This is a genomic window from Janibacter sp. Y6, assembly GCF_040900765.1.
GTDB classification, from domain to species: domain Bacteria; phylum Actinomycetota; class Actinomycetes; order Actinomycetales; family Dermatophilaceae; genus Marihabitans; species Marihabitans melonis.
Genome location: NZ_JAKLYZ010000002.1, coordinates 199,684 through 220,367, shown reverse-complemented (window position 1 = coordinate 220,367; position 20,684 = coordinate 199,684). Strand labels below are relative to the sequence as shown.

Annotated in this window: 25 protein-coding genes; 11 read left to right on the top strand and 14 right to left on the bottom strand. The window is 73.5% G+C overall.

The features are described 5' to 3' along the window. Positions 1–2: 2 nt before the first annotated feature. Genes L6241_RS05995 through L6241_RS05985 form a run of 3 tightly spaced genes read left to right on the top strand, consistent with a single transcriptional unit; the run spans position 3 to position 1,511 of the window. Positions 3–293 carry a GNAT family N-acetyltransferase gene (locus L6241_RS05995; RefSeq protein ID WP_123093015.1) on the top strand — a complete coding sequence of 97 codons (291 nt, stop codon included), beginning with the start codon at positions 3–5 and terminating at the stop codon, positions 291–293. Positions 294–337: 44 nt separating this feature from the next. Further along, the gene (locus L6241_RS05990) at positions 338–1,009 is read left to right on the top strand and encodes an HAD-IA family hydrolase (RefSeq protein WP_368245370.1); all 672 of its coding nucleotides are present in this window, start codon (positions 338–340) and stop codon (positions 1,007–1,009) included. A gap of 4 nt (positions 1,010–1,013) precedes the next feature. Further along, positions 1,014–1,511 (top strand): ASCH domain-containing protein, encoded by a 498-nt coding sequence (locus tag L6241_RS05985; protein ID WP_123093129.1) that lies wholly within the window; start codon positions 1,014–1,016, stop codon positions 1,509–1,511. A gap of 3 nt (positions 1,512–1,514) precedes the next feature. On the opposite strand, the gene L6241_RS05980 is transcribed toward L6241_RS05985, so the two are convergent. From L6241_RS05980 to L6241_RS05955, 6 genes are all read right to left on the bottom strand, one after another. Continuing rightward, positions 1,515–2,039 (bottom strand): ferritin, encoded by a 525-nt coding sequence (locus tag L6241_RS05980; protein ID WP_201467909.1) that lies wholly within the window; start codon positions 2,037–2,039, stop codon positions 1,515–1,517. Positions 2,040–2,093: 54 nt separating this feature from the next. Beyond that, positions 2,094–2,276, bottom strand: coding sequence for a hypothetical protein (locus L6241_RS05975; RefSeq protein ID WP_068270315.1), 183 nt, complete (start codon positions 2,274–2,276; stop codon positions 2,094–2,096). A gap of 65 nt (positions 2,277–2,341) precedes the next feature. After that, on the bottom strand, positions 2,342–3,124 hold the full coding sequence (locus L6241_RS05970) for a PIG-L family deacetylase (protein WP_368245369.1): 783 nt from the start codon (positions 3,122–3,124) through the stop codon (positions 2,342–2,344). Positions 3,125–3,194: 70 nt separating this feature from the next. Continuing rightward, a complete protein-coding gene (locus L6241_RS05965) occupies positions 3,195–4,358 on the bottom strand; it encodes a sterol desaturase family protein (RefSeq protein ID WP_368245368.1) in 1,164 nt (387 codons plus the stop codon). Positions 4,359–4,456: 98 nt separating this feature from the next. Beyond that, complete coding sequence (locus L6241_RS05960) at positions 4,457–5,032, bottom strand: hypothetical protein (protein ID WP_368245367.1); 576 nt, start codon at positions 5,030–5,032, stop codon at positions 4,457–4,459. Then, on the bottom strand, positions 5,029–6,228 hold the full coding sequence (locus tag L6241_RS05955) for a hypothetical protein (protein WP_368245366.1): 1,200 nt from the start codon (positions 6,226–6,228) through the stop codon (positions 5,029–5,031). The genes L6241_RS05960 and L6241_RS05955 overlap by 4 nt, the downstream gene beginning before the upstream one ends. 197 nt (positions 6,229–6,425) lie before the next feature. Here L6241_RS05955 and L6241_RS05950 point away from each other — a divergent pair, with 197 nt between their 5' ends. Continuing rightward, a complete protein-coding gene (locus L6241_RS05950) occupies positions 6,426–7,016 on the top strand; it encodes a TIGR00730 family Rossman fold protein (RefSeq protein ID WP_368245365.1) in 591 nt (196 codons plus the stop codon). A gap of 11 nt (positions 7,017–7,027) precedes the next feature. Further along, positions 7,028–7,663, top strand: a complete 636-nt coding sequence (locus L6241_RS05945; RefSeq protein WP_368245364.1) for a DUF5701 family protein — start codon at positions 7,028–7,030, stop codon at positions 7,661–7,663. Here the strand turns inward: L6241_RS05945 and L6241_RS05940 are convergent. Next, positions 7,653–8,129, bottom strand: coding sequence for an SRPBCC family protein (locus L6241_RS05940; RefSeq protein ID WP_368245363.1), 477 nt, complete (start codon positions 8,127–8,129; stop codon positions 7,653–7,655). The two genes, L6241_RS05945 and L6241_RS05940, sit on opposite strands and share 11 nt — an antisense overlap. A gap of 122 nt (positions 8,130–8,251) precedes the next feature. On the opposite strand from L6241_RS05940, the gene fumC reads away from it, so the two are divergent. Further along, the gene (fumC, locus tag L6241_RS05935) at positions 8,252–9,658 is read left to right on the top strand and encodes a class II fumarate hydratase (RefSeq protein WP_123093033.1); all 1,407 of its coding nucleotides are present in this window, start codon (positions 8,252–8,254) and stop codon (positions 9,656–9,658) included. A gap of 185 nt (positions 9,659–9,843) precedes the next feature. Here fumC and L6241_RS05930 read toward each other — a convergent pair whose 3' ends face one another. Together L6241_RS05930 and L6241_RS05925 are read right to left on the bottom strand one after the other, a co-directional pair. After that, positions 9,844–10,260: a tetratricopeptide repeat protein gene (locus L6241_RS05930; protein ID WP_368245362.1), complete on the bottom strand. Its 417-nt coding sequence runs from the start codon at positions 10,258–10,260 to the stop codon at positions 9,844–9,846. A gap of 66 nt (positions 10,261–10,326) precedes the next feature. Continuing rightward, positions 10,327–11,193: an oxygenase MpaB family protein gene (locus tag L6241_RS05925; RefSeq protein WP_368245361.1), complete on the bottom strand. Its 867-nt coding sequence runs from the start codon at positions 11,191–11,193 to the stop codon at positions 10,327–10,329. Between the two features lie 79 nt (positions 11,194–11,272). Here L6241_RS05925 and L6241_RS05920 point away from each other — a divergent pair, with 79 nt between their 5' ends. Both L6241_RS05920 and L6241_RS05915 read left to right on the top strand, forming a co-directional pair. Next, positions 11,273–11,974, top strand: a complete 702-nt coding sequence (locus L6241_RS05920) for a maleylpyruvate isomerase N-terminal domain-containing protein (protein ID WP_368245360.1) — start codon at positions 11,273–11,275, stop codon at positions 11,972–11,974. Then, entirely contained in the window at positions 11,971–12,450 is a 480-nt protein-coding gene (locus L6241_RS05915) for a hypothetical protein (RefSeq protein WP_368245359.1), read from the top strand. The genes L6241_RS05920 and L6241_RS05915 overlap by 4 nt, the downstream gene beginning before the upstream one ends. On the opposite strand, the gene L6241_RS05910 is transcribed toward L6241_RS05915, so the two are convergent. Both L6241_RS05910 and L6241_RS05905 read right to left on the bottom strand, forming a co-directional pair. Continuing rightward, positions 12,423–13,244: an NAD-dependent epimerase/dehydratase family protein gene (locus tag L6241_RS05910; protein ID WP_368245603.1), complete on the bottom strand. Its 822-nt coding sequence runs from the start codon at positions 13,242–13,244 to the stop codon at positions 12,423–12,425. The genes L6241_RS05915 and L6241_RS05910 overlap by 28 nt on opposite strands. A gap of 3 nt (positions 13,245–13,247) precedes the next feature. Then, positions 13,248–13,409 carry a hypothetical protein gene (locus tag L6241_RS05905; protein WP_368245358.1) on the bottom strand — a complete coding sequence of 54 codons (162 nt, stop codon included), beginning with the start codon at positions 13,407–13,409 and terminating at the stop codon, positions 13,248–13,250. A 101-nt stretch (positions 13,410–13,510) separates the two neighbouring features. Here L6241_RS05905 and L6241_RS05900 point away from each other — a divergent pair, with 101 nt between their 5' ends. Beyond that, positions 13,511–15,034, top strand: a complete 1,524-nt coding sequence (locus tag L6241_RS05900) for an amidohydrolase (RefSeq protein WP_368245357.1) — start codon at positions 13,511–13,513, stop codon at positions 15,032–15,034. Between the two features lie 161 nt (positions 15,035–15,195). Here the strand turns inward: L6241_RS05900 and L6241_RS05895 are convergent, their stop codons facing one another. Together L6241_RS05895 and L6241_RS05890 are read right to left on the bottom strand one after the other, a co-directional pair. Beyond that, entirely contained in the window at positions 15,196–15,999 is an 804-nt protein-coding gene (locus tag L6241_RS05895; protein ID WP_368245356.1) for an endonuclease I family protein, read from the bottom strand. 159 nt (positions 16,000–16,158) lie between these two features. Beyond that, on the bottom strand, positions 16,159–16,713 hold the full coding sequence (locus L6241_RS05890; protein ID WP_368245355.1) for a nucleosidase: 555 nt from the start codon (positions 16,711–16,713) through the stop codon (positions 16,159–16,161). A 45-nt stretch (positions 16,714–16,758) separates the two neighbouring features. On the opposite strand from L6241_RS05890, the gene L6241_RS05885 reads away from it, so the two are divergent. Then, the gene (locus L6241_RS05885; protein ID WP_368245354.1) at positions 16,759–18,234 is read left to right on the top strand and encodes a cryptochrome/photolyase family protein; all 1,476 of its coding nucleotides are present in this window, start codon (positions 16,759–16,761) and stop codon (positions 18,232–18,234) included. Between the two features lie 53 nt (positions 18,235–18,287). Then, the gene (locus tag L6241_RS05880; protein WP_368245353.1) at positions 18,288–19,709 is read left to right on the top strand and encodes an HAD-IB family hydrolase; all 1,422 of its coding nucleotides are present in this window, start codon (positions 18,288–18,290) and stop codon (positions 19,707–19,709) included. A gap of 133 nt (positions 19,710–19,842) precedes the next feature. Here L6241_RS05880 and L6241_RS05875 read toward each other — a convergent pair whose 3' ends face one another. Continuing rightward, complete coding sequence (locus tag L6241_RS05875; protein ID WP_368245352.1) at positions 19,843–20,556, bottom strand: FadR/GntR family transcriptional regulator; 714 nt, start codon at positions 20,554–20,556, stop codon at positions 19,843–19,845. Positions 20,557–20,684 lie beyond the last annotated feature (128 nt).

The following is a 20,684-nucleotide window of genomic DNA, read 5'->3' as shown; positions in this document are numbered from 1 at the left end:
ACATGGCCGACATCGAGATCCGCAAGGACGAGCAGCGCTCCCGCTACGAGGCCGTCGTCGACGGCCAGGTCGCCGGGTACGCCGAGTACCGCGACCGCGGTGAGGCGATCCAGCTGCCGCACACCGTCGTCGAGGACGCGTACGAGGGCCAGGGCGTCGGCTCGGCGCTCGCACGCGGCGCGCTCGACGACGTGCGCGCGCAGGGCAAGCTCGTCGTCCCGACGTGCCCCTTCATCGCGTCGTACGTGGAGCGGCACGACGAGTACGCCGACCTCGTCGTCACCGGCTCCTGACCCCGCCCGGGGCGCCGACCAGGCGGGCCGGGGATGATGGGGAGGTGAGCTCATCCCCCTTCGCCGACCGCACCTTCGCCGCCGTCATCTTCGACAACGACGGGACACTCGTGGACTCGAGCGGCTCCGTCGAGCGCTCGTGGGTGCGCTGGGCGCAGGAGCACGACGTCGACCCGCGCACGCTCGCGGGCCACCACGGCTTGCCGGCGGCCGCGATCATCGACTCCGTCGCCCCGCACCTCGACGCGACGACCGCGCTCGCCCGCATCGACGAGCTCGAGCTCGCCGACGTCGAGGGCATCGTCGCGCTGCCCGGCGTGCTCGTGGCGATCAAGGCCCTCGCCGAGCAGGGCGGGCGCTACGCCGTCGCGACCTCGGCCCACCGCGAGCTCGCCCAGGTGCGCCTCGCGACCGCGGGCATCGACGCCCCGGAGGCCTTCGTCACGGTCGACGACGTCGATCGCGGCAAGCCCGCGCCCGACCCCTTCCTCCTCGCCGCGCAGCGGCTCGGCGTGGACCCGACCGACTGCCTCGTGTGCGAGGACGCCCCGAGCGGCATCGCCGCGGCCCGGGCCGCCGGGTGCGCGGTGCTCGCGGTCACCACGACCACCGAGCCCGGTGACCTCGGCGACGCCGATCTCGTCGTCGACTCGCTCGCCGACGTCTCCTTCGAGGTCGTCGACGGGCGCGTGCGCGTCACGCCCGTGGCAGGCTGAGGTCATGGTCGAGCGCACGCAGCAGGACCGAGAGCTCGACACCTTCTGGTCTCTGGCCAGCCGTCGGCTGCGCCTGCCGGGCGTCCCGACCTACACCGGGGTCAACCCGCTCGGGCTGCTCCGCCCGCCGTCGTGGGCCTTCGGTTCGACGCCCGAGCAGGCCGACCGGCTCCTCGCGCTCGTCCTCGACGGCACGAAGACGGCCACCGCGAGCGCCCACTCCGACTACCTCTCGGCCGGCGAGCCGCTGCCCGAGGCCGGCGATCTCGGCATCGTCCTCGACGGGGCGGGCCACCCCCGGGCCCTCGTGCAGACGACGCACGTGCGGGTCATCCCCTTCGAGGACGTCGACGAGGACCACGCGCACGCCGAGGGCGAGGGCGATCGCAGCCTGCGCTACTGGCGGCTCGCGCACGAGCACTACTTCGAGGCGCACGCGGCCGGTGGCTACCGGCCGGACATGCCCGTCGTCCTCGAGCGGCTGCGGGTCGTCTACCCCTGAGGCTCAGGCGTCGGCGACCGGCGGGGCCATCGGGTCCTCGCCGCCGGCCTGCAGCTCGCGCTCGACGTAGGTCTCGATGTCGTTGACGTCGTCCTGGCTGCGCGCGACGACGGCGAGCAGGTCGTCCATGACGGCGACCTCCTCGACCTGCTCCTTGATGAACCACTGCATGAACTGCTCGGCCGCGAAGTCGTCCTCCTGGCGCGCCGTGCGGGTCAGCCCGTGGATCTGCGTCGTGACCTCGCGCTCCTGCGCGAGCGCCCGCTCGACCGGGGCGACGACACCCTCGAAGCCGTTCACCGGCGCGGACACGGCGGGGATCTGCACCGGCTGGTTGGTGTCGATGAGGTAGCGCATCATCATCATCGCGTGGTCGCGCTCCTCGCGCGCCTGCCGGTAGAAGAAGCCGGCCATCTGCGGCATCGTCAGCGCGTCGTAGTGCACGGCGATCGCGACGTACTGCTGGTGGGCCGCGAACTCCTCACCGATCTGGACGTTGAGCTGGGCGGCGAAGCGCGAGGTCGTCATACCGCGCAAGGCTAGGCAGACGGGGGGCTGCTGTCACGTGAGGACAGGCGAGCCTCAGGCGGCCTTCTTCAGCTTCGACTTGGCCTCGACGGTGACGAGCTTGCGCTTGTGGACCGCGTAGCCGTCGGGCATCTTGCCCTCCTTGAGCAGGCGGATCGGGCAGGAGTCGCAGCGCTTCTTGGACACGCAGCACTTCTGCTTGACCTTGATCTTGCCGATCCGGACCTTCTTGCTCACGAGAAGAACGGTAGCGCACAGGTAAGCCTTGCCTCACCATCTTCCGCAGGACGGAACGCGCCTGGTCAGACGAAGGGGTTGCCGTCCACCATCCCGGGCTCCGCGCCCGGCTCGGTGTAGTACTCGACGCCGAACATCGCCGTGTACGCCGGCGGCGGCATCTGCAGCATCCCCTGCACGTCCTCCTGGCTGCCGTGGCACTCCAGCGCGCGGCGCTTGCGGTCGAGGGCGCCGGTGACGTCGACGCGGTGGTGGATCTGCTCCTGCGGCAGGCCGATCGGCTCGCCGTCCGCCATCGGCTCGTCGGCGTCCCACCCGGGGTCCATGCCCATCTCCTTCGCGGCGGCGATGCCGCGGCGGATCTCGTCGCGGTTCATCGTGCCCTCGAGCAGGCGGGGTCGGCGGGCGGCCAGCTCGGCGGCCCGGTGGGCGACGCGGTGGACCTGGACGTGGTCGGGGTGGCCGTAGCCGCCGTGCCAGTCGTAGCCGACGAGCACGTCGGCGTCCTCCTCGTCGAGGATCGCGGCGAGACGCCCGGCGGCCTCGTCGACGTCGGCGCCGTGGAAGGAGCCGTCGTGGGAGTTCTGCTCCCACCCGTGCATCCCGGAGTCGCGGTAGCCGAGCCACTCGACGCGCGCCGTCCCGGTGACCCGGGCGGAGGCCTCGGCCTCGGCACGGCGGTGGGCGGCCAGGCCGTCGACGCCGACCCCGTCGGGCACCGTGCCGAGCTCGCCGCCCGTCGCGTAGACGGCGACGACCCGCTGTCCGGCGTCGCTGGCGAGGATCATCGAGCCGGCCGTGCCGGAGGCCTCGTCGTCGGGATGGGCGTGGAGGAAGACGATGGTCACCCGCCCATGATGTCTCAGCGGGCAACCCCCTTCGGCCGGGTCGTCGAGGGCGGGTCGGGCGAAGGGGGGCTCAGCCGGCCACCGGGGTGGCCACGGGACGCGGTGGGGTGGCCTGCGCCGCCAGCTCGGCCCGCCGCTCGTAGGCCCACCCGGGTCCGCGCAGGAGGAAGCCGGCGCGGTCGGACCAGGTCGGCGCGGTGGCGACGTCGCGGGCGATGTCGCGCCACTCGTGGGTGGCGATGGTGCGCACGTCGTAGGTCTCGAGGTTGCGCGTCAGGCCGTAGCGCACCCGCTCGTCCTCGGGCTCGAAGGTGCCGAAGAGCTTGTCCCACACGATGAGGATCGAGCCGTGGTTGATGTCGAGGTACTGCCGCTGGCTGCCGTGGTGGGCGCGGTGGTGGCTGGGGGTGTTGAGCACGCGCTCGAGACGGCCGATGGAGCGGATCGCCTCGGTGTGGATCCAGAACTGGTAGATGAGGTTGATCGCGCGGGCGTCCTCGATGGCGCGCGGGCTCACCCCGAGCAGCGCGAGCAGGCCGTAGGGGACGGCCATGGTGATGCCCTCGGCGACGGGCTGGCGCAGGGCGGTCGAGAGGTTGTAACGCTCGCTCGAGTGGTGCACGACGTGGACCGCCCACAGCCAGCGCGACTCGTGCGAGAGGCGGTGGTTCCAGTAGTAGATGGCGTCCCAGCCGGCGATCGCGACGAGTGCTCCGACCTTGCCGTGCAGGGCGAAGGGGGACCACCGCGCCAGCCGGGTCGCGGAGGTCTGGGTGCTCCACAGCGTCGCTGCGGACAGGGCCGCGGTCGCGACGGCGGCGACCGCGGAGCCGGCGGTGAGCCGGCCGAGGGCGTCGACCCGGGAGCGCACGAGCTCGGGCTCGACCTGCTGCGAGGGCAGGGTGCCGGCCTCCGGCAGGTGGCCGAGCTCGCGCCGGCGACGCAGCACGTCGCCGACGGTGGTCGCCGCGGCGGCGGCGAGACCGACGCCCGCGAGCACCGTCCCGAGCCGGCCGCTGCTGGGGGCGAGACGGCGCAGCGCCGGGGCGGTGACGAGCGGGACGACGAGGCTGCCGACTCCCATGGCCAGGCTGGCGATCGTGTCCTGCAGCTCGTAGTCGCCCGCGCGCTCCTCGCCCTCGGGCGCCGGGTGGCGCTTCTGCCACGCGTACTCGGCCCCCATCGCGGCGACGAAGCCGGGGATGGCGAGGACGGTGATATCGGGACGTGCCACGGTGCACTCCTAGATGGGGGACGGCGGTCACCCTAGGCGCCGCCGGGCGGTCGCGTCAGTGATCGGGCGCACCTGTGGCGCTGCTCGTCGCGTCGAGGTCAGCCCCCACCTCCGCATGCAGGCTTGACGCGAAACCGCCAGGTCGAGGGGCGAGTCTGTCGAAGCGTCTCCTCCCCCTTCAGTCGGTACTCGATCACCAACCCGTCGAAGGCCGAGCGCTCCTGCAGCTTGAGGTGCAGCACAAGGGTGAACTCGTCGTCGCGTGTCGACGCCGCGTCCGTACCGGCGACCGATGCGCCGGGGATCTGGACGAGAGAGTCCTTCGCCGCCGAGGAGAGGCCTTCTCCGGGCCAGCCGTCAAGGATGCCGAACGACGAGGCGTACTCTTCTGGAGCGATAAAGCTACCGGCGAGCTCTACGTGCCGTGGCTCATTCAACCGGACGCTGAGGAGTTCTACCTCGTGGTCTGAGGTGTTGACGAGCATCTCATGGCCGTAATTGGCGCCGGAGCCGCGGATGTCGTCTGAGGGGTAGCAGATCTCTCCCGAGATGTCCGAGTTCGACACTCGGAGGTGCTGTCCGATGACAGCCTCTTGCTCACCCTCAGACGAACAAGCGGCGAGCAGGGCTGCGATTGCTCCGAAGGTCAGGGCGGTGCGCGACGCGGAACTCACAACGCCTTTCGCACGACGATCCGCCGTGGGCCGGACGCCGGGTACGTATCATCACCGCACAGACGAGCCCCTCTGGACGCGGTGGCGTTGTACTGCAGGCTCGAGCCAGTGACATAGCCGGTCTCCGCGCTGAGATTCACCCCGATCGCGCCCTTCAGGTCGGCACCGTAGTAGTTCCGCCACGCGCGAGACGAGTCCAGGGTGATGCCCTTGTTCTTGGGGTACTGCTTGCACTTCCAGAGTGATGGTGTCGAGGTGCGACCTGTCGTCGGTCCGCCGTCGTGTGAGGTCGCCCGGATCTCGTACCTGCGGGACGTCTCCACCCCGCCGTAGGTGCACCGGACCTTGTACTTGCTGAACCCGAAGTCTGTGTACAGATGTTTCGTGCCGCGATGCACACCATGGTCCTCTGTTGCTGTGCGTTCGACTGCCCGTTCACCCTTGACGGAATAGGTGCCGAACGTGCCATCCACCGAGACACCCACCCCGACCTTGGTGGACCTCCCCGTGAGGAACGAGGCCTTGATGGTGGCACTTGTCGGACTGGCGGAGTACACGCCCGCGATGAAGACCTTTCGGGATCCCATGTATTTCACCCAGGTCGTCTTGCAGGCGTAGAAGTCGTCGGTCGGGCTCGCCGGTCCCGACGAGGCCCGTGCGACCGGTGACGCGGCGGCGACCGTACGGAGTGGGACCTCGGTGGGGATCCCGTCAGTGGCCGCTGTCGGCGCCGACACTCGACTCGGACGCGCGGCCGCAGCACCAGTGCCAGCAGTGGACCGATCGAGGATGAGCGTCTGGGTCAGGCGAGGTGAGGACGCCTTGCCGATGTGTGCGACGACGTGGTGGGTCTCGACGCCGCCTCCGGAGATCGGTGCCAGGACTGTCAGGTTCACCAGCCCGTCCGAGGTCGCGTGACGGGCGAGCTCGCTGAGGCCCGTGGCCACGACGCGGAACCGACCATGCGAGTCGGTCGTGGTCCGGGCCACGACCGACGACCGTGACCCGGAGTCGCCGACGGACACCTGGATGAGCCGTCCGGAGCCGACATCGGTGCTGCCCTCGAGGAGGACCGGCGACGCGGTGGTCCTGGTCGGAGCGTCAGCCGCGTCAGCCTCGGCTGACGCGGCGGGAGCGCTCAGGACGAGCAGCGCAGCGGCAGTCCGAGTGGCCGACTGGATCTGACGAGATCTCATGAAGGCTCCCCTGCTCTGGCAGACGTGCGTCCGCTCGTGCGAGCAAACCTATGGCCGGCTGGCATGCTCCGCATCTGGAGCAGCGGCTACGAGGCTCGCTACCACCTCCTCGACGGACGGAGGGGGCTGGGTCCCCCTTCGCCCGGCAGATCTGCGGGATTGGGCGTCCGCAGGGGTGTGGTGCCTACGCTGGGCGGGTGCTGCGCAGCGTCTGCATCTTCACCGGGTCAAGCCCCGGCGCCGACCCGACCCTCGTCGACGTCGCCCGCGACGTCGGTGCCGAGCTGGCCCGCCGCGGGATCGGCGTCGTCTACGGCGGCGGGGGAGCCGGTCTCATGGGTGCCGTCGCCGACGGCGCGATGGGCGCCGGGGGAGAGGTCGTCGGGGTGATCCCCGACTTCATGGTCCAGCGCGAGTGGGGCCGCGACGACATCACCGAGCTGCACGTCGTCACCTCGATGCACGAGCGCAAGGCGAAGATGGCCGACCTGTGCGACGCCTTCCTCGTCCTGCCCGGGGGCATCGGCACGCTCGAGGAGCTCTTCGAGGTGTGGACCTGGCGCCAGATCGGCCTGCACGGCAAGCCGATCGCCCTCCTCGACCTCCCCACCGCGGTCGGTGCGGGCTTCTGGCAGCCGCTGCTCACCGCCCTGCAGGGCCTGGCCGACGCCGGCTTCGTCAGCGCGGAGAGCCTCGCGGACGTCGTCGTCGCCCCCGACCTCGACAGCGCGCTCGCCGGGCTGGCGCAGCGCCCCACCGACTCCCGGCTCCTGCGCCCGGGCACCTGAGGAGACCCGCCATGTTCGTCGCGTCCCAGCTCGACCGGCTGCTCGACCTCGGCCTGGCCGAGCTCGCCGGTGTCGACGAGGACCAGCTCGTCGAGTCCTTCGGCGGTGACCTGCTGTGCACGACGGGCCTGCTCGCCGTGCACCCGAGCCTCGTGCCCGCCGCCCGGCTGACCGCCCTGCTCGAGCGCGGCGGCAAGCCCGGTTTCGTCGTGCCCGACATGACCGACCTCGTGGCCTTCGGGCCGATCCCGCAGGTCGAGGTGCCCGACACCCCGCTCTACGTCGTCACCGGCGTCGAGCGCGGCGACGACCTGCGCGACGTCAGCCCCGACGAGGCGCTGCCGCGCATCCTCGAGCGCGGGCGCACCCCGCTCACCCTCACCGAGGGGATCAGCTGGCTGCTCCAGCAGCCCGCGGTCCTGGAGCCGAACCACTGCTTCATGACGATCGGCTCCCGCAAGCCCAAGGGCGCCGGCTACGACAAGCGTGTCCCGGCCATCTGGATCAGCGGAGGCGCACCGCGCGACGGCGGCCCGGAGCGCGACGGCGCGCCCAAGGTCGGCTGGTGCTGGGCCGGCAACCGGCACACGTGGCTCGGCCACGCCTCGGCCGCCGGACGTCAGGCGGGCGCCGCGCTCACTGCGTGACGGCGGCCGCGAGGCGGCGCAGCGACTCCTCGCGCACCTGCGTCGGCAGGGCCGGCATGGAGATGCCGAGGTCGCGCACGACGTGCTCCGGCACGTCGGTCCAGTCGAAGGTCTGCCGCACCCGCGTGCGGTGCTCGTCGATCGGGTCGAGCTCGTAGCGCCACTCCCACCCGATCGGCTGGCCGCCCTGCGGCCCGGGTCGCCAGGCGACGACCCGGTCGGGCACGAGCGCGACGACGTGGTTGTCCATGACGTAGTCCTCGGCGTCGCGCCCCGGCAGGCGGCGGCGCATCTGCATCGAGAAGACCTGCCCGACCTGCGTGAGGCGCTCGCCATCGAGGCGCTCGCGCACCATCCGGCTGCCGTCGACGGACGGGTGCTGCGCCGGGTCGGTGAGCAGCGCGTAGACCCGCTGCGCCGGGGCGTCGACGTCGAGGGTGATGGTCTCGGTCGTGGGCTCGCTCATGGGGTCGAGTCAACCAGTCGGGCGGCGGGCGAAGGGGTGGCCGCGCCCCCTTCGTCCTCGCTCGGCGCAGCGCCACCGGACTCGCGCCGACGCGCCCGGCGGGCCCCGGTAGCGTGACGCCCATGGTTGACACCGCCGGTACCCGGACAGAGAGCGACAGCATGGGCCCCGTCGAGGTGGCCGCCGACAGGTACTGGGGCGCGCAGACCCAGCGCAGCCTCGGCAACTTCGACATCGGTCGCGACACCTTCGTCTGGGGGCGCACGATGATCCGCGCCCTCGGCATCCTCAAGAAGTCCGCGGCCCTGGCCAACGCCGAGCTCGACCAGCTGCCGCGCGACATCGCCGACCTCGTCGCCCAGGCCGCCCAGGAGGTCGTCGACGGCGAGCTCGACGACCACTTCCCGCTCGTCGTCTTCCAGACCGGCTCGGGCACGCAGTCGAACATGAACTCCAACGAGGTCATCGCCGGCCGCGCGAACGAGATCGCCACCGGCAGCCGCGGCGGCAAGGACCCGGTGCACCCCAACGACCACGTCAACCGCGGTCAGAGCAGCAACGACACCTTCCCCACGGCCATGCACGTCGCCGTCGTCCTCGAGCTCGCCGAGACGATGTACCCGGGCGTGCAGCAGCTGCGCGACACCCTCGCCGCGAAGGCCGAGCAGTACGCCGACGTCGTCATGGTCGGCCGCACCCACCTGCAGGACGCCACGCCCGTCACCCTCGGTCAGGTCATCGGCGGCTGGGTCGCGCAGATCGACTTCGCCGTCGAGGACGTGCGCCGCGCCGACGAGCGCGCCCGCGAGCTGGCCATCGGCGGCACCGCCGTCGGCACCGGCCTCAACGCCCACCCCGACTTCGGGCGGCTGTGCGCGCAGCACATCTCCACCGAGTCCGGTCACGAGTTCTCGCAGGCGGGCAACCTCTTCGCGAGCCTGTCCGCGCACGACGCGCTCGTCGCGGTGAGCGCCGCCCAGCGCACCCTCGCCGGCGCGCTGATGAAGATCGCCAACGACGTGCGCTGGTACGCCTCCGGCCCCCGCAACGGCATCGGCGAGCTCGCGATCCCCGAGAACGAGCCGGGCTCCTCGATCATGCCGGGCAAGGTCAACCCGACCCAGGCCGAGGCGATGACGATGGTGGCCACCCGGGTCTTCGGCAACGACGCGACCGTCGGCTTCGCCGGCAGCCAGGGCAACTTCCAGCTCAACGTCTACAAGCCGGTCATGGCCCACGCCGTCCTCGAGTCGGCCCGCCTCATCGGCGACGCGTGCGTCTCCTTCGACGCGAACTGCGCCGTCGGGCTCGAGCCGATCCACGAGCGGATCGAGGCCAACCTCGCGAGCAACCTCATGCTCGTCACCGCGCTCAACCGCCACATCGGCTACGACAAGGCCGCGGCGATCGCGAAGAAGGCGCACAAGGAGGGCACGACCCTGCGCGAGTCCGCCGTGGCCTCCGGTGTCGACGGCGCCGACTTCGACGCCTGGGTCGTCCCGATGGACATGACCCACCCCAGCGCCTGACCCCCTTCGCCTCACATCTGACTCGCGCTACGGCGCAGTACCGGTCGTGATCACGACCACTACCGCGCCGTAGCTCGCGACGAAGGGGGCGGGGCGATCCGACGGGGGCGGGCAGAGACGACGACGGGCTGCCGACCGCAGATGCGGTGGGCAGCCCGTCGTCGTGCGCCAGGGGCGAAGGGGGGTCAGATCCCCCCGTCGCTCACCTCGGCGCCCGGGGCCTGCAAGGTCTCGTAGCCGCCGAGCAGCTCGGCCATGCGCAGCGGGCCCTTCGCCTCGTCGGCGCGGCCGGCGCGCACGAGGGTGCGCCCGAGGAGCAGGTGCGCGTACGCGTCCTGCGGGTCTTCGTCGAGCACCTGGCGCGCGGCCTCCTCGGCCCGGCGCAGCTGGGCGGAGTGGTAGTAGGAGCGGGCGAGGAGCAGGCGGGGCTCGGAGAGCCCGTGCCCCACCGGGTCGCGGCCGTCGCCGCTATCGGGCGTCTCGGCCCGGGCGGCGGCCACGTCGGTGAAGAGCTCCTCGAGCTCGCGCGCTGCGTCGAGGTACTGCCCGTCCTCGAAGTAGTGGCGGGCCCGGTCGTAGTGCTCGTATCCGTAGGTGACCATCACGCGGGCCTCAACAGCGCTCGGGCGGCAGGTGTTCCGGGGGGCCGCTCGACCCCGGCCAGGCGCTCATGCCGCCGCCATGCCCCAGCGCACGAGACGGGTCGCGCCGACCCCGGCACCGCGGGCCAGCGACCGGGCCAGCCCCCGCCGGGCGGGCAGGTCGAGCATCTCGCCCGCCCACGGCGGGAGCACGCCGAGCGCACCGCTGGCGATGAGGCCGTAGCCCGGCCGGGCGGGCACGGGCAGCGGGGGCTCGCGCAGCAGGAAGGAGGCGGCGTCGCGGGCCGCCTCGGTCGTGCGCAGCTCCGGGCGGTACTCCTCGAGCGCGGCCTCGAGCTCGGCGACGCTCGTCGGCAGGTCGGTCGCGCCGAGCCGGCTCGCGGGCAGCGCGGCCTGCTCGACGTAGCGGTCGCACTCGGTGACGTCGAGCGGGCTGGCCGCGTAGAGCTGGTGGGCGCGCAGGAAGCACCAGACCTCGGCGATGTGCACCCAGCGCAGGAGGTGGGGGTCGTCGGCGGAGTACGGCTGGCCGAGGTCGTCGACGCCGCGGACCCGGGAGTGCACGGCGCGCACGACGGCGATCGCCTCCTCTGCGTGCTCGATCGTGCCGTACGTCGTCGTCGCGAGGTAGTGGCTCGTGCGCTGCAGCCGGCCCCACGGGTCGCCGCGGAAGCCGCTGTGGCCGGCCACACCGGCCATGGCGGACGGGTGCAGGGACTGCAGCAGGAGCGCGGCGATGCCGCCCGGGAACATCGAGGCCTCGGCGTGCACCCGCCACACCGGGTCGTCCTCGGTGAACCAGCGCGGGCCCTCGCTGCGCCAGATGCGATCGGCGGCGCGCTGCGCGTCGGGCCCGGCGACGCGGCTGCGCAGGGCGTGGGCGAGGCGGGTCTGCGCCGCTCCCGCCGCGCGCCGGATGACGGTGGAGGTCATGACCCGACAGTAGGTCGCGCCACCGACAGCCCGGCCCGCAAGCGCCTGCCCAGTCGCCGCCCGACCTAGGGTCGAGGGCATGGCGAGCGACCTCGGGAGCCGGCCCGTCCCCCTTCGCGTGACCCTCCAGGACGGCCGCCGCGCCCTCGACGAGGCCCTCGACGCCCTCGTCTCGGCCGGTGACCTGCCCGACCTCGACCTGCTCGAGCCGAGCCGCTGCCGTGGGTGGTCGCGCCTGGAGGTGCTCGTCCACGTGCGCACCGGGCTCGAGGAGATGCTCGGCGGGTGCGTCAGGCCCAGCGAGGCGACCCCGGACCACGACGCCGCCTCGTACTGGCGCGAGGGGCCGGGCTCGCAGGACGGCGACGACGACACGGTCGCCGCGATCCTGTGGACCCGTCGTACCGCGAGCGCCTACCGACGACCCCGGGGCGCCTGGGAGCACCTCGTCACGACCGCCGGGGCGGTGCGCTCTGCGACCGCGCTCATGGGCGACCGCTGCGTGGACTTCCAGGGACAGGTGCTCGCGGCGGGCGACTTCCTCGCGACGTGGGCGGTCGAGCTCGCCGTCCATCACCTCGACCTCGACGTCGCGGGGCCGCCACCCCCGCCGGCAGCGCTGCGCCTTGCCCGGGCCACGGTCGAGGCCCTCCTCGGCACGCCGCTCGACGAGGCGATCGCGGACGTCGACGCCGTCCTCCTCGGGTCCGGCCGCCGCCGTCCGACCTCGCAGGAGCGCCACCTCCTCGGCCCGCTCGCCGACGAGGTGCCCGTCCTGTGACCGCCCCCGGCAGCGCGAGGGCCGTGCAGGCCGAGGACGTCGGGGCCTGGCTGGTCAAGGCCAGCCCCGGTGCGAGCGACGTCGAGACGATGCGCGCGCAGGGCTTCGCCGAGGTGCGGCGGTGGTGCGTGCGCCGCTCGTACCGCACCGAGCTCGTCGTGCCCGGCGCCCCGGTGCTGCTGTGGGTGAGCGGCGGCAGCGCACGGGTGCCGTCAGGGGTGCACGCGGTCGGCGAGGTCACCGGCCCGGTGCAGCGCGACCTCCACCCCGGCCCGGTCGACGACCTGCCGATGCGGCTGCGCCCTCTCGACCCGCCCGTGCTGCGGCCGGCGCTGCTCGCCCACCCCGTCCTGAGCGGGCTCGAGGTGCTGCGCAGCCCGTGGGGGAGCAACCCGTCCTACCTCGACCGCGCTCAGCTCGCCGCGCTGCGCGAGGTCGTCGGCCCCGGTCAGCTGCCGGCGACGAGCGGCGGGTAGCCCTCGCGGTAGCTGGGGATCTCCGGCTGCCAGCCGGTCGCCCGCAGCCGCGCGTTGCTCAGCCGACGACCGACGGGGGTGACGTCATCCCCCGTCGCCCACGGCACGCCGAGCTCGGCCGCGACGAGGGCGCGCAGCTCGCCGGACGTGCAGGGCTCGTCGTCGGTGACGACGTAGAGGCGGTCCGGGTCGTCGACGCGGGTCAGCAGGTGGGCGAGCGCCGAGGCGGCGTCGTCGCGGTGGACGCGGTTGGTCCAGCGCCCGGGGTCGTGGTCGTCGCCGCGGCGCACCTCGTCGACGACCCGTGGGTGCGGGCGACCGTAGAGACCGGAGAGCCGGGCGACGACGCCGTGCGGGAGGGCCTCGGCGAAGGCCCGCTCGGCCTCGAGGAGGACCCGGGCCGTGGGCCGGGAGGGGGCGGGCGGCGTCGACTCGTCGACCTCGCCCTCGACGTCGCCGAAGACACCGGTCGAGGACACGAGGACGGCCCGCGACGGGGTCCGCTCGCGCACGACCGCCTCGATGCCGCGCAGCATGCCGTCGACGTACGTGCGCCGGTAGGCGTCCTCGTCCCGGCCGTCGGCCGTGAGGCAGACGAGCAGGAGGTCGGCGTCGAGATCGGGCAGGTCGACGTCGGGGTCGGTGAGGTCCGCCGCGACGCCACGGATCGGCGGGGGGACCTGGGCGGCGTCACGACGCACGCCGGTGACGGTCACGCCCTCCTGCGCGAGGCGCAGCCCGACGCGGCTGCCGAGGTTGCCGCAGCCGAGGAGGGTCGCTGTCCGGGTGCTGATGGCTCAGATGGACGCGGTGGGGCTGTCCTCGGGACGCTGCCCGCCGTCGCCGCCGTCGGGGCCCTGGTCGGTCTCGACCTCGACCCCTTCGGTGCGCTGCTGCGCCTCGTCCTCGCGCTGCTGGTTGTCGGGCTGCGGGTCGGGGGTCTGCTGCGTGTCGCTCATGACGGAAGTCAACCACTGTGGACGGGGTCGGCGGTGGCTGCGCGGGTGGGGTATGGGCGCCCGTCGCGAGCACCCCCGCGCCCGTGGCTAGGGTGCGACCCATGAGCACGACGAGCACCCCTCACCTGCTGCTGCGGGGGGTCCGGCCGGCGGGGTCGGACCACGAGCCGGTCGACCTGCGGCTGCGCGACGGCCGGGTCGCCGAGCGCGGTCCGGACCTGCCGGCGAAGGGGGCCGAGGTGCTCGACGCGAGCGGCACCTGGGCGGTCCCCGGGCTGTGGGACCAGCACGTCCACATGGGCCAGTGGGCTGCCGTCGGGCGGCGGGTCGACCTCGCGGACACCTCCGGGCCGGGGGAGGTGCTCGCCCGGGTGCTCGCGCACCTCGACGCGGGCGAGCCGGGCGACGACTCCCTCGTCGAGGGCTTCGGCTGGAGGCTCGGCGGGTGGGCCGACCTGCCCTCGACGGCCGCACTCGACGAGGTCGCCGGGTCGCGACCGGTTGTGCTCATCAGCGGCGACTGCCACGGCGGCTGGCTCAGCTCGGCCGCGTACCGGGCGCTCGGCGTGGAGCCCCACCCTGGTCATGTCGACGAGGACGAGTGGTTCGCCCTGTGGGCCCGCCTGGGCGAGCTGCCGCAGAACCCGCGGGCCGTCCACGCCGCCTTCGACCGCGTGCTGCGCGAGGCCGCCGCCCGCGGGGTCGTCGGCATCACCGACCTCGAGCACGCGACCGGGCTGTGGCGCGAGTGGCCCCGCCGGGTCGCCGCCGGGCTCGACCGCCTCCGGGTCCGTCCGGCGACCTACCCGACGACCCTCGACGACGCCCTCGGCGAAGGGGTGCGCACCGGCGACGTCCTCGACGACCTCGGCCTGGTGACGATGGGCCCGCTCAAGGTCATCAGCGACGGGTCGCTCAACACCCGTACCGCGTGGTGCTGCGAGCCCTTCGTCACCGACGACGTGCTGCCGGACCCACGGGGCAAGAGCAACGTCGGGCCCGAGGAGCTCGCCCAGATGCTGCGCCGGGCCGCGGCCGGAGGCCTGCAGGCGGCGGTGCACGCCATCGGCGACGCGGCGCTGGCCGACGCGCTCGACGCCTTCGAGGCGTCGGGGGCGCGGGGCAGCATCGAGCACGCCCAGCTCGTCCGGCTCGAGGACCTGCCGCGGATGGCGCGGCTCGGCATCGCCGCGAGCGTGCAGCCGGCCCACCTGCTCGACGACCGCGACGTCACCGACGCGCTGTGGCCCGACCGGGCGGACCGCTGCTTCGCGCTCGCCGCGATGCGCGACGCCGGGGTCGAGCTGCGGCTGGGCTCCGACGCTCCCGTCGCCCCGCTCGACCCGTGGGAGGCGATGGCCGCCGCGGTGCACCGCAGCGCCGACGACCGCGCGCCGTGGGTGCCGGACCAGGCGATCACCCCGCTCCAGGCGCTCGCCGCCTCGACCGACGGGCAGCACCTGCGGGTCGGCGACCGGGCCGACGTCGTGCTGCTCGCGTCCGACCCCTTCGCCGTCGAGGTCGACCCCCGCGACGGCGCGGCGACCGCCGAGGCCGCCGCCCGCCTGCGCGAGGTGCGCGTCTCGCTCACCGTGCTCGGGGGCCGGGTGACTCACGAGGGGTGACGCCTCCGCCGGACCGGGATGCCGCCGCCGGACCGGGATGCCAAGAGGTGACCGGGACATGTCCCGGCCCCGCACGGACAACCCGGTCGCGGAGGGGTTCCCCGGTCTCCGGCAGACGGTCACCTCGTGCCGGTGCGGACCTCGACCTCCGGCCGGTCGGTCTAGAAGATCGACTCGACCCACTCGGGGTGGTCGACGAAGGGGTTGCGGTTGCCCTGCCAGCCGTCGTGGATGCGGTCGTTGCGACGCTGCTCGAAGGCGCTCGGCGGGTCCTGCTCGTTCCACTCCTTGAGCACCGACAGCCGCCCCATGTACGGCGCGGAGCCGTTGCCGGTGCGGTCGTTGACCTCGAGGTCGGCGACGCCGTCGGCGCCCTCGTAGCGCACCGCCATGTAGAAGATCATCCGGGCGACGTCGCCCTTGTCGGCGTCACGCGGCTCCCACGAGTCGCCGTCCGCGTAGTTGCCGGGCGCCTCCTGGTTCTGCGTCCCGCCCTCGTCGAAGTCGAGGTTGCCGCGCGCGGAGTTCACCGTGACGTCCGTCGGGCGCAGGTGGTGCAGATCGGTGCCGGGACCGGCGCTCGTGCCGAAGTCGCCGTGGCTCTTGGCCCACACGTGCTCACGGTTCCAGTTGTCGACCCCGCCGCCGTTGTTGCTCTTCGGCGAGGAGGTGCCGGAGTACAGCAGGACGACGCTGCTCGTGTCCTGCGGGTCCTCGTCGACGTCCTTGATGCCGTCCCACACCTGCGAGTACGACAGGACCCGCTGGTCGCTGACGAGGTCGGTGAGCGCCGCGCGCAGCTGGGCGCCGGACAGCCCCTCGACGCCGTCGTAGTACGTGCCGGGGTCGTAGGCGGCGACCGTGGTCGTGGTGGCCGGCGCGAGCGCCTGGGCGGGGAGGGCTGCGGGGGCGACGACGAGGGCGAGCGCACCGGCGAGGGCGGCGACGCGACGGGTCGGGGTCATGGGGCACCTCTGGGCGAAGGGGGCGCCGGACCGGTCGGGCCGCCGCCCGGCCATCGTGTCCGGGACCAGGTCGAGGGAGGGTGAACGCGCGGTCAGGGTCGCGTCGAAGGTGCGTCCGGATCGGGTGGGGTCGGTCAGCGGCGAGTCTGCGAAGGGGGATCAGCGTCCCGCCGCGTAGGCCTCGAGCCACGCCCCGAGCTCGCGCGCGCAGCCGTCGACCGCGGCCGACCAGTCGTGCGCGGTCTCGTCCGCGCCGTCGCTCACCATCTTCACCAGGCGCACCGGCACTCCCATCTCCTGGCAGGCCAGCGCGACGGCGTAGCCCTCCATGTCGACGAGGTGAGCCCGCTGAGCGATGCGGTCGCGCACCACCGGGTCGGTGACGAAGAGGTCGCCGCTCGCGAGCGTCGTCGGCAGGGCGGGGTCGAGCACGAGCCGCTCGCGCGGGTCGATGCCCAGCCGGCGGATCTCGTCGGCCGACAGGTCGTGGTTGAGGACGGTGCCGACCTCGTGCAGCCCGGTGACGTCGGGGCGCAGCGCGCCCGCGGTGCCGATGTTGACGACCTCGACCTCGCCGCGTCGCGGGTGCTCGGCGAGCGCCCGGGTCACCTGGACGGCGGCGAGGGTCTTGCCGATGCCGGTGAGCACGACGGGCATCCCCGACGGGACGTAGGCCGCCTCGGCGGCGATGGCTGCGACGACGAGGATCTCCACGGGCTGCACGCTATCGCCGTCGGTGCGCGCACCTAGGGTGGCGCCGTGGCAGTCACGGTGCGCCTGGTCTACCCCCACCAGCTCTTCGACGCGCACCTCGAGGTGCCGCAGGGCACGCGTGTCGTCCTCGTCGAGGACGACCTCCTCTTCAGGCAGTACGCCTTCCACGCCCACAAGCTCGTGCTGCACCGGGCGAGCATGCGCCGCTTCGCCCGCCGGCTGCGCGGGGCCGGCCTGGAGGTCGACGTCGTCGAGAGCCGCGCCGACGAGCCCACCGGGACGCGGCTCTCGGCGCTGATCCGCGAGATCGGCCCCGACCGGGTCGAGGTCTTCGACGTCCACGACGACTGGCTCTCGCGCGACATCACGACGGCGCTGCACGACGGCGGCTACGTCCTGCGCGCGCAGGACGTGCTCGAGACCCCCGGCTTCCTCACGACCCGCGAGGAGCTGCGCGGCTGGTTCGCCGAGCACCCGGCCCGGATGCAGCACTTCTACACCTGGCAGCGCCGCCGTCTCGGAGTCCTCGTCGACGGCGACCAGCCCGTCGGCGGGCGGTGGTCCTTCGACACCGAGAACCGCAAGAAGCTGCCGAAGGGGTACGACCCGCCCCGCGTCGACCTCGCCACCGAGCACGGCGCGGACCTGCGGGCGGCGGTCGAGTGGGTGGCGCAGGAGTTCCCCGACGCCCCGGGCGACCCGGCGACCTTCGCCTGGCCGACGGACGCGGCCGAGGCGCGTGACCACCTCGCGGCCTTCCTCGACGAGCGCCTGGCCGACTTCGGTCCCTACGAGGACGCGATCTCGGCTGACCACCCCTTCGTCCACCACGCCCTCATCACGCCGATGCTCAACATCGGCCTCATCACCCCGCGCGAGGTCCTCGACGCGGTGCTCGCGCACGCCGACGAGCACGACGTGCCGATCGCCTCGCTCGAGGGCTTCGTGCGCCAGGTCATCGGGTGGCGCGAGTACATGCGGGCGACCTACCACCTCTACGGGCGGCGGATGCGCACGAGCAACCGGCTGCACCACGACGAGGACCTCGCCCCGGGCTGGTGGGACGCGAGCACCGGGCTGCTGCCCGTCGACCTCGTCGTGCAGCGGGTGCTCGACACCGGCTACTGCCACCACATCGAGCGGCTCATGGTGCTCGGCAACGCGATGTGCCTGCTGCGGGTGCGCCCCGACGCGGCCTACCAGTGGTTCATGGAGCTCTTCGTCGACGCCTACGACTGGGTGATGGTGCCCAACGTCTACGCGATGAGCCAGTTCGCCGCCGGCGAGGCGATGACGACCAAGCCCTACGTCTCCGGCAGCAACTACCTCAAGAAGATGTCGGACCTGCCGCCGGGGGAGTGGCGCGACGACTGGGACGCGCTGTACTGGACCTTCGTCGTCGACCACCGCGAGGTCTTCGAGGAGAACTTCCGCTCCCGGCGCATCCCTGCCCTGTGGGACGGCTTCGCCCAGGCCAAGCAGGACGACCTGCTCGAGCGGGGCCGCGCGCTGCTGGGGTGACCGGCCCCACCGCCGCGCCCACCGGCGGGCCCCGGCGCCCTAGGGTCGGGCACGTGCCCGGAGCAGCCTTCTTCGACCTCGACCGCACCCTGCTGCGCCGCGCCTCCGGGCCGGCCCTGTCCGAGGCGATGCGCGAGACCGGCGTGACGTCGGCTGCGCTGCCGCTCGAGCGCGCGATCTTCGGCTACTTCGACCTCTTCGGCGAGACGCTCGGCTCGATCGCGCTCGCCCGCCAGGGCGGGCTGCTCGTGCGCGGCCGGGCCGCCGACGCCTTCGACGAGGCCGCGGAGGTCGCCGCCGACCGACTCGCCGAGCGGGTCGAGCCCTTCGCCCGGCTGCTCCTCGACGAGCACCGCCGGGCGGGTCGCCCCGTCGTCCTGGCGACGACGACGCCCGAGCACCTCATCCGCCCCTTCGCCCGCCGGCTCGGGCTCGACGACGTCATCGGCACCCGCTTCGAGGTGCGCGACGGGCGCTTCACCGGGGCGCTCGACGGCCCCTTCGTGTGGTCGCGGGGCAAGCTCGCCGCGGTGCGCGCCTGGGCCGACGAGCACGACGTCGACCTCGCCGACTCCTACGCCTACTCCGACTCGGTCTACGACCTGCCGCTCCTGCACGCCGTCGGCGAGCCCGGCGCGGTCAACCCCGACCCCCGGCTCCTCGGCGTCGCGATCGCCCGCCGCTGGCCGGTGCTGCACTTCGACACCTCGCCAGGAGTCGTCAAGGTGCCGGTCGTCGGGCTCGAGGTGCAGCAGGTCGCCATGGCGATCGCGCGGCCCGAGCTCATCCCCTACGCCCGCTTCGAGGTCGAGGGGGTCGAGCACCTGCCGCAGACGGGCGGGACCATCCTCGTCGGCAACCACCGCAGCTACTTCGACGTCACGACGATGCTCGTCGCGATGCGTCAGGCCGGGCGCACCGGTCGCTTCCTGGGCAAGAAGGAGATCTTCGACGTGCCCGTGCTCGGCCAGGTGATGACCGCGCTCGGCGGCATCCGGGTAGACCGCCAGGGTGACGACGACGAGCGCGACGACCCGCTCGTGCCCGCCGCCCGGGCCATCGCCGGCGGCGAGCTCGTCGCGATCCTGCCCGAGGGGACGATCCCGCGCGGCCCCGACTTCTTCGACCCCGTCCTGCGCGGCAAGCCCGGCGCGGCCCGGCTCGCCGCGCTCACCCGCGCGCCGGTCATCCCCTTCGCCCTCAGCGGCACCGAGCAGGTGTGGCCGCGCTCGGCCCGGCTGCCCGACGTGCTCGCGCTGCGCCGCCCGCCGACGGTGCGGGTGCGCTTCGGCCCGCCGGTGGAGCTCAAGCACCGCAGCGAGGCCCGCGACACCGACCGCATCATGGCCGCCATCGCCGACCTCCTGCCCGACGAGCTGCGCGAGCCGCGCCGGCCGACCCTCGCCGAGCTCGCCCGCACCTACCCCGACGGCGTCGTGCCCGCCCAGGACCGCGCCTTCGCGGTCGACGGGTGACGCGCGGGTACGACGACCACTGACCTCCCGCCCCGCTCGCGGTCTCGCCCCAGGGGCGGCCCCTGACGGAGAGACCGATCGGCGGTCGTCCTACCCGCGGGTCACGACACCGCCAGGGGCGGGCGGCCGGCGCTCAGCCGGCCGGGTCCTGCTGCGCCACGGCATCGGCGGCCTCGTCGACGACGAGACGCATCGTCGCCTCGGCCCGCACCGCGTCGCCGGACGCGATCGCCTCGGCGATCTCGCGGTGCCACCGGATGGCCTGCGGCTCGGGGACGGCGGGCATGAGGTCGTGCTCCGTGCGACCGGCGAGGGCCTGCTCGACGAGACCGGCCATCGAGGCGAGCGCACGGTTGCCGCTCGCCTGGAGCAGCGCGGTGTGGAAGTCGACGTCGTGGGCGAGGTAGGCCCGCAGGTCGCCGGCCGGACCGGCGGCCGCCATCCCCTCCACGGCGGCCCGCATCCGGGCGACGTGCTCGGCCTCGTCGCGCCGGGCCGCGAGCGCGGCTGCGACCGGCTCGACCCCGCGGCGCAGCTCGCTGATCTCCGCGAGCTGGCGGTGCCGGTCGACCCCGGCGAGGCGCCAGCCGACGACGAGGGGTGACAGGGCGTCCCACTCCTGCGGCGGGCGCACGACGAGGCCTACCCGGCGACGTGCGGTGAGCACGCCGACCGACTCGAGGACCTTGACCGCCTCGCGGACCACCGTGCGGCTCACGCCGTAGCGCGCCTCGAGCTGCTCGGTCGACAGCGCGGTGCCCACGCCGAGGACGCCGCCCAGCAGGTCGGCGCCGAGGTCGCGCAGGAGCGCGACGTGCAGGTCGCGGCGCGGCGCGGGGGTGCTCACCCGGCGCATCCTAGGCCTCCCGCCGACGCGTCGGCTGGCAATAGTCATACTTTTGCGCCAAGATCCGTGACGTCGGACGACGTGGTTCGCGGCCTGCACGTGGTGGGCGCTGCGTGGTCCCGGGTGCA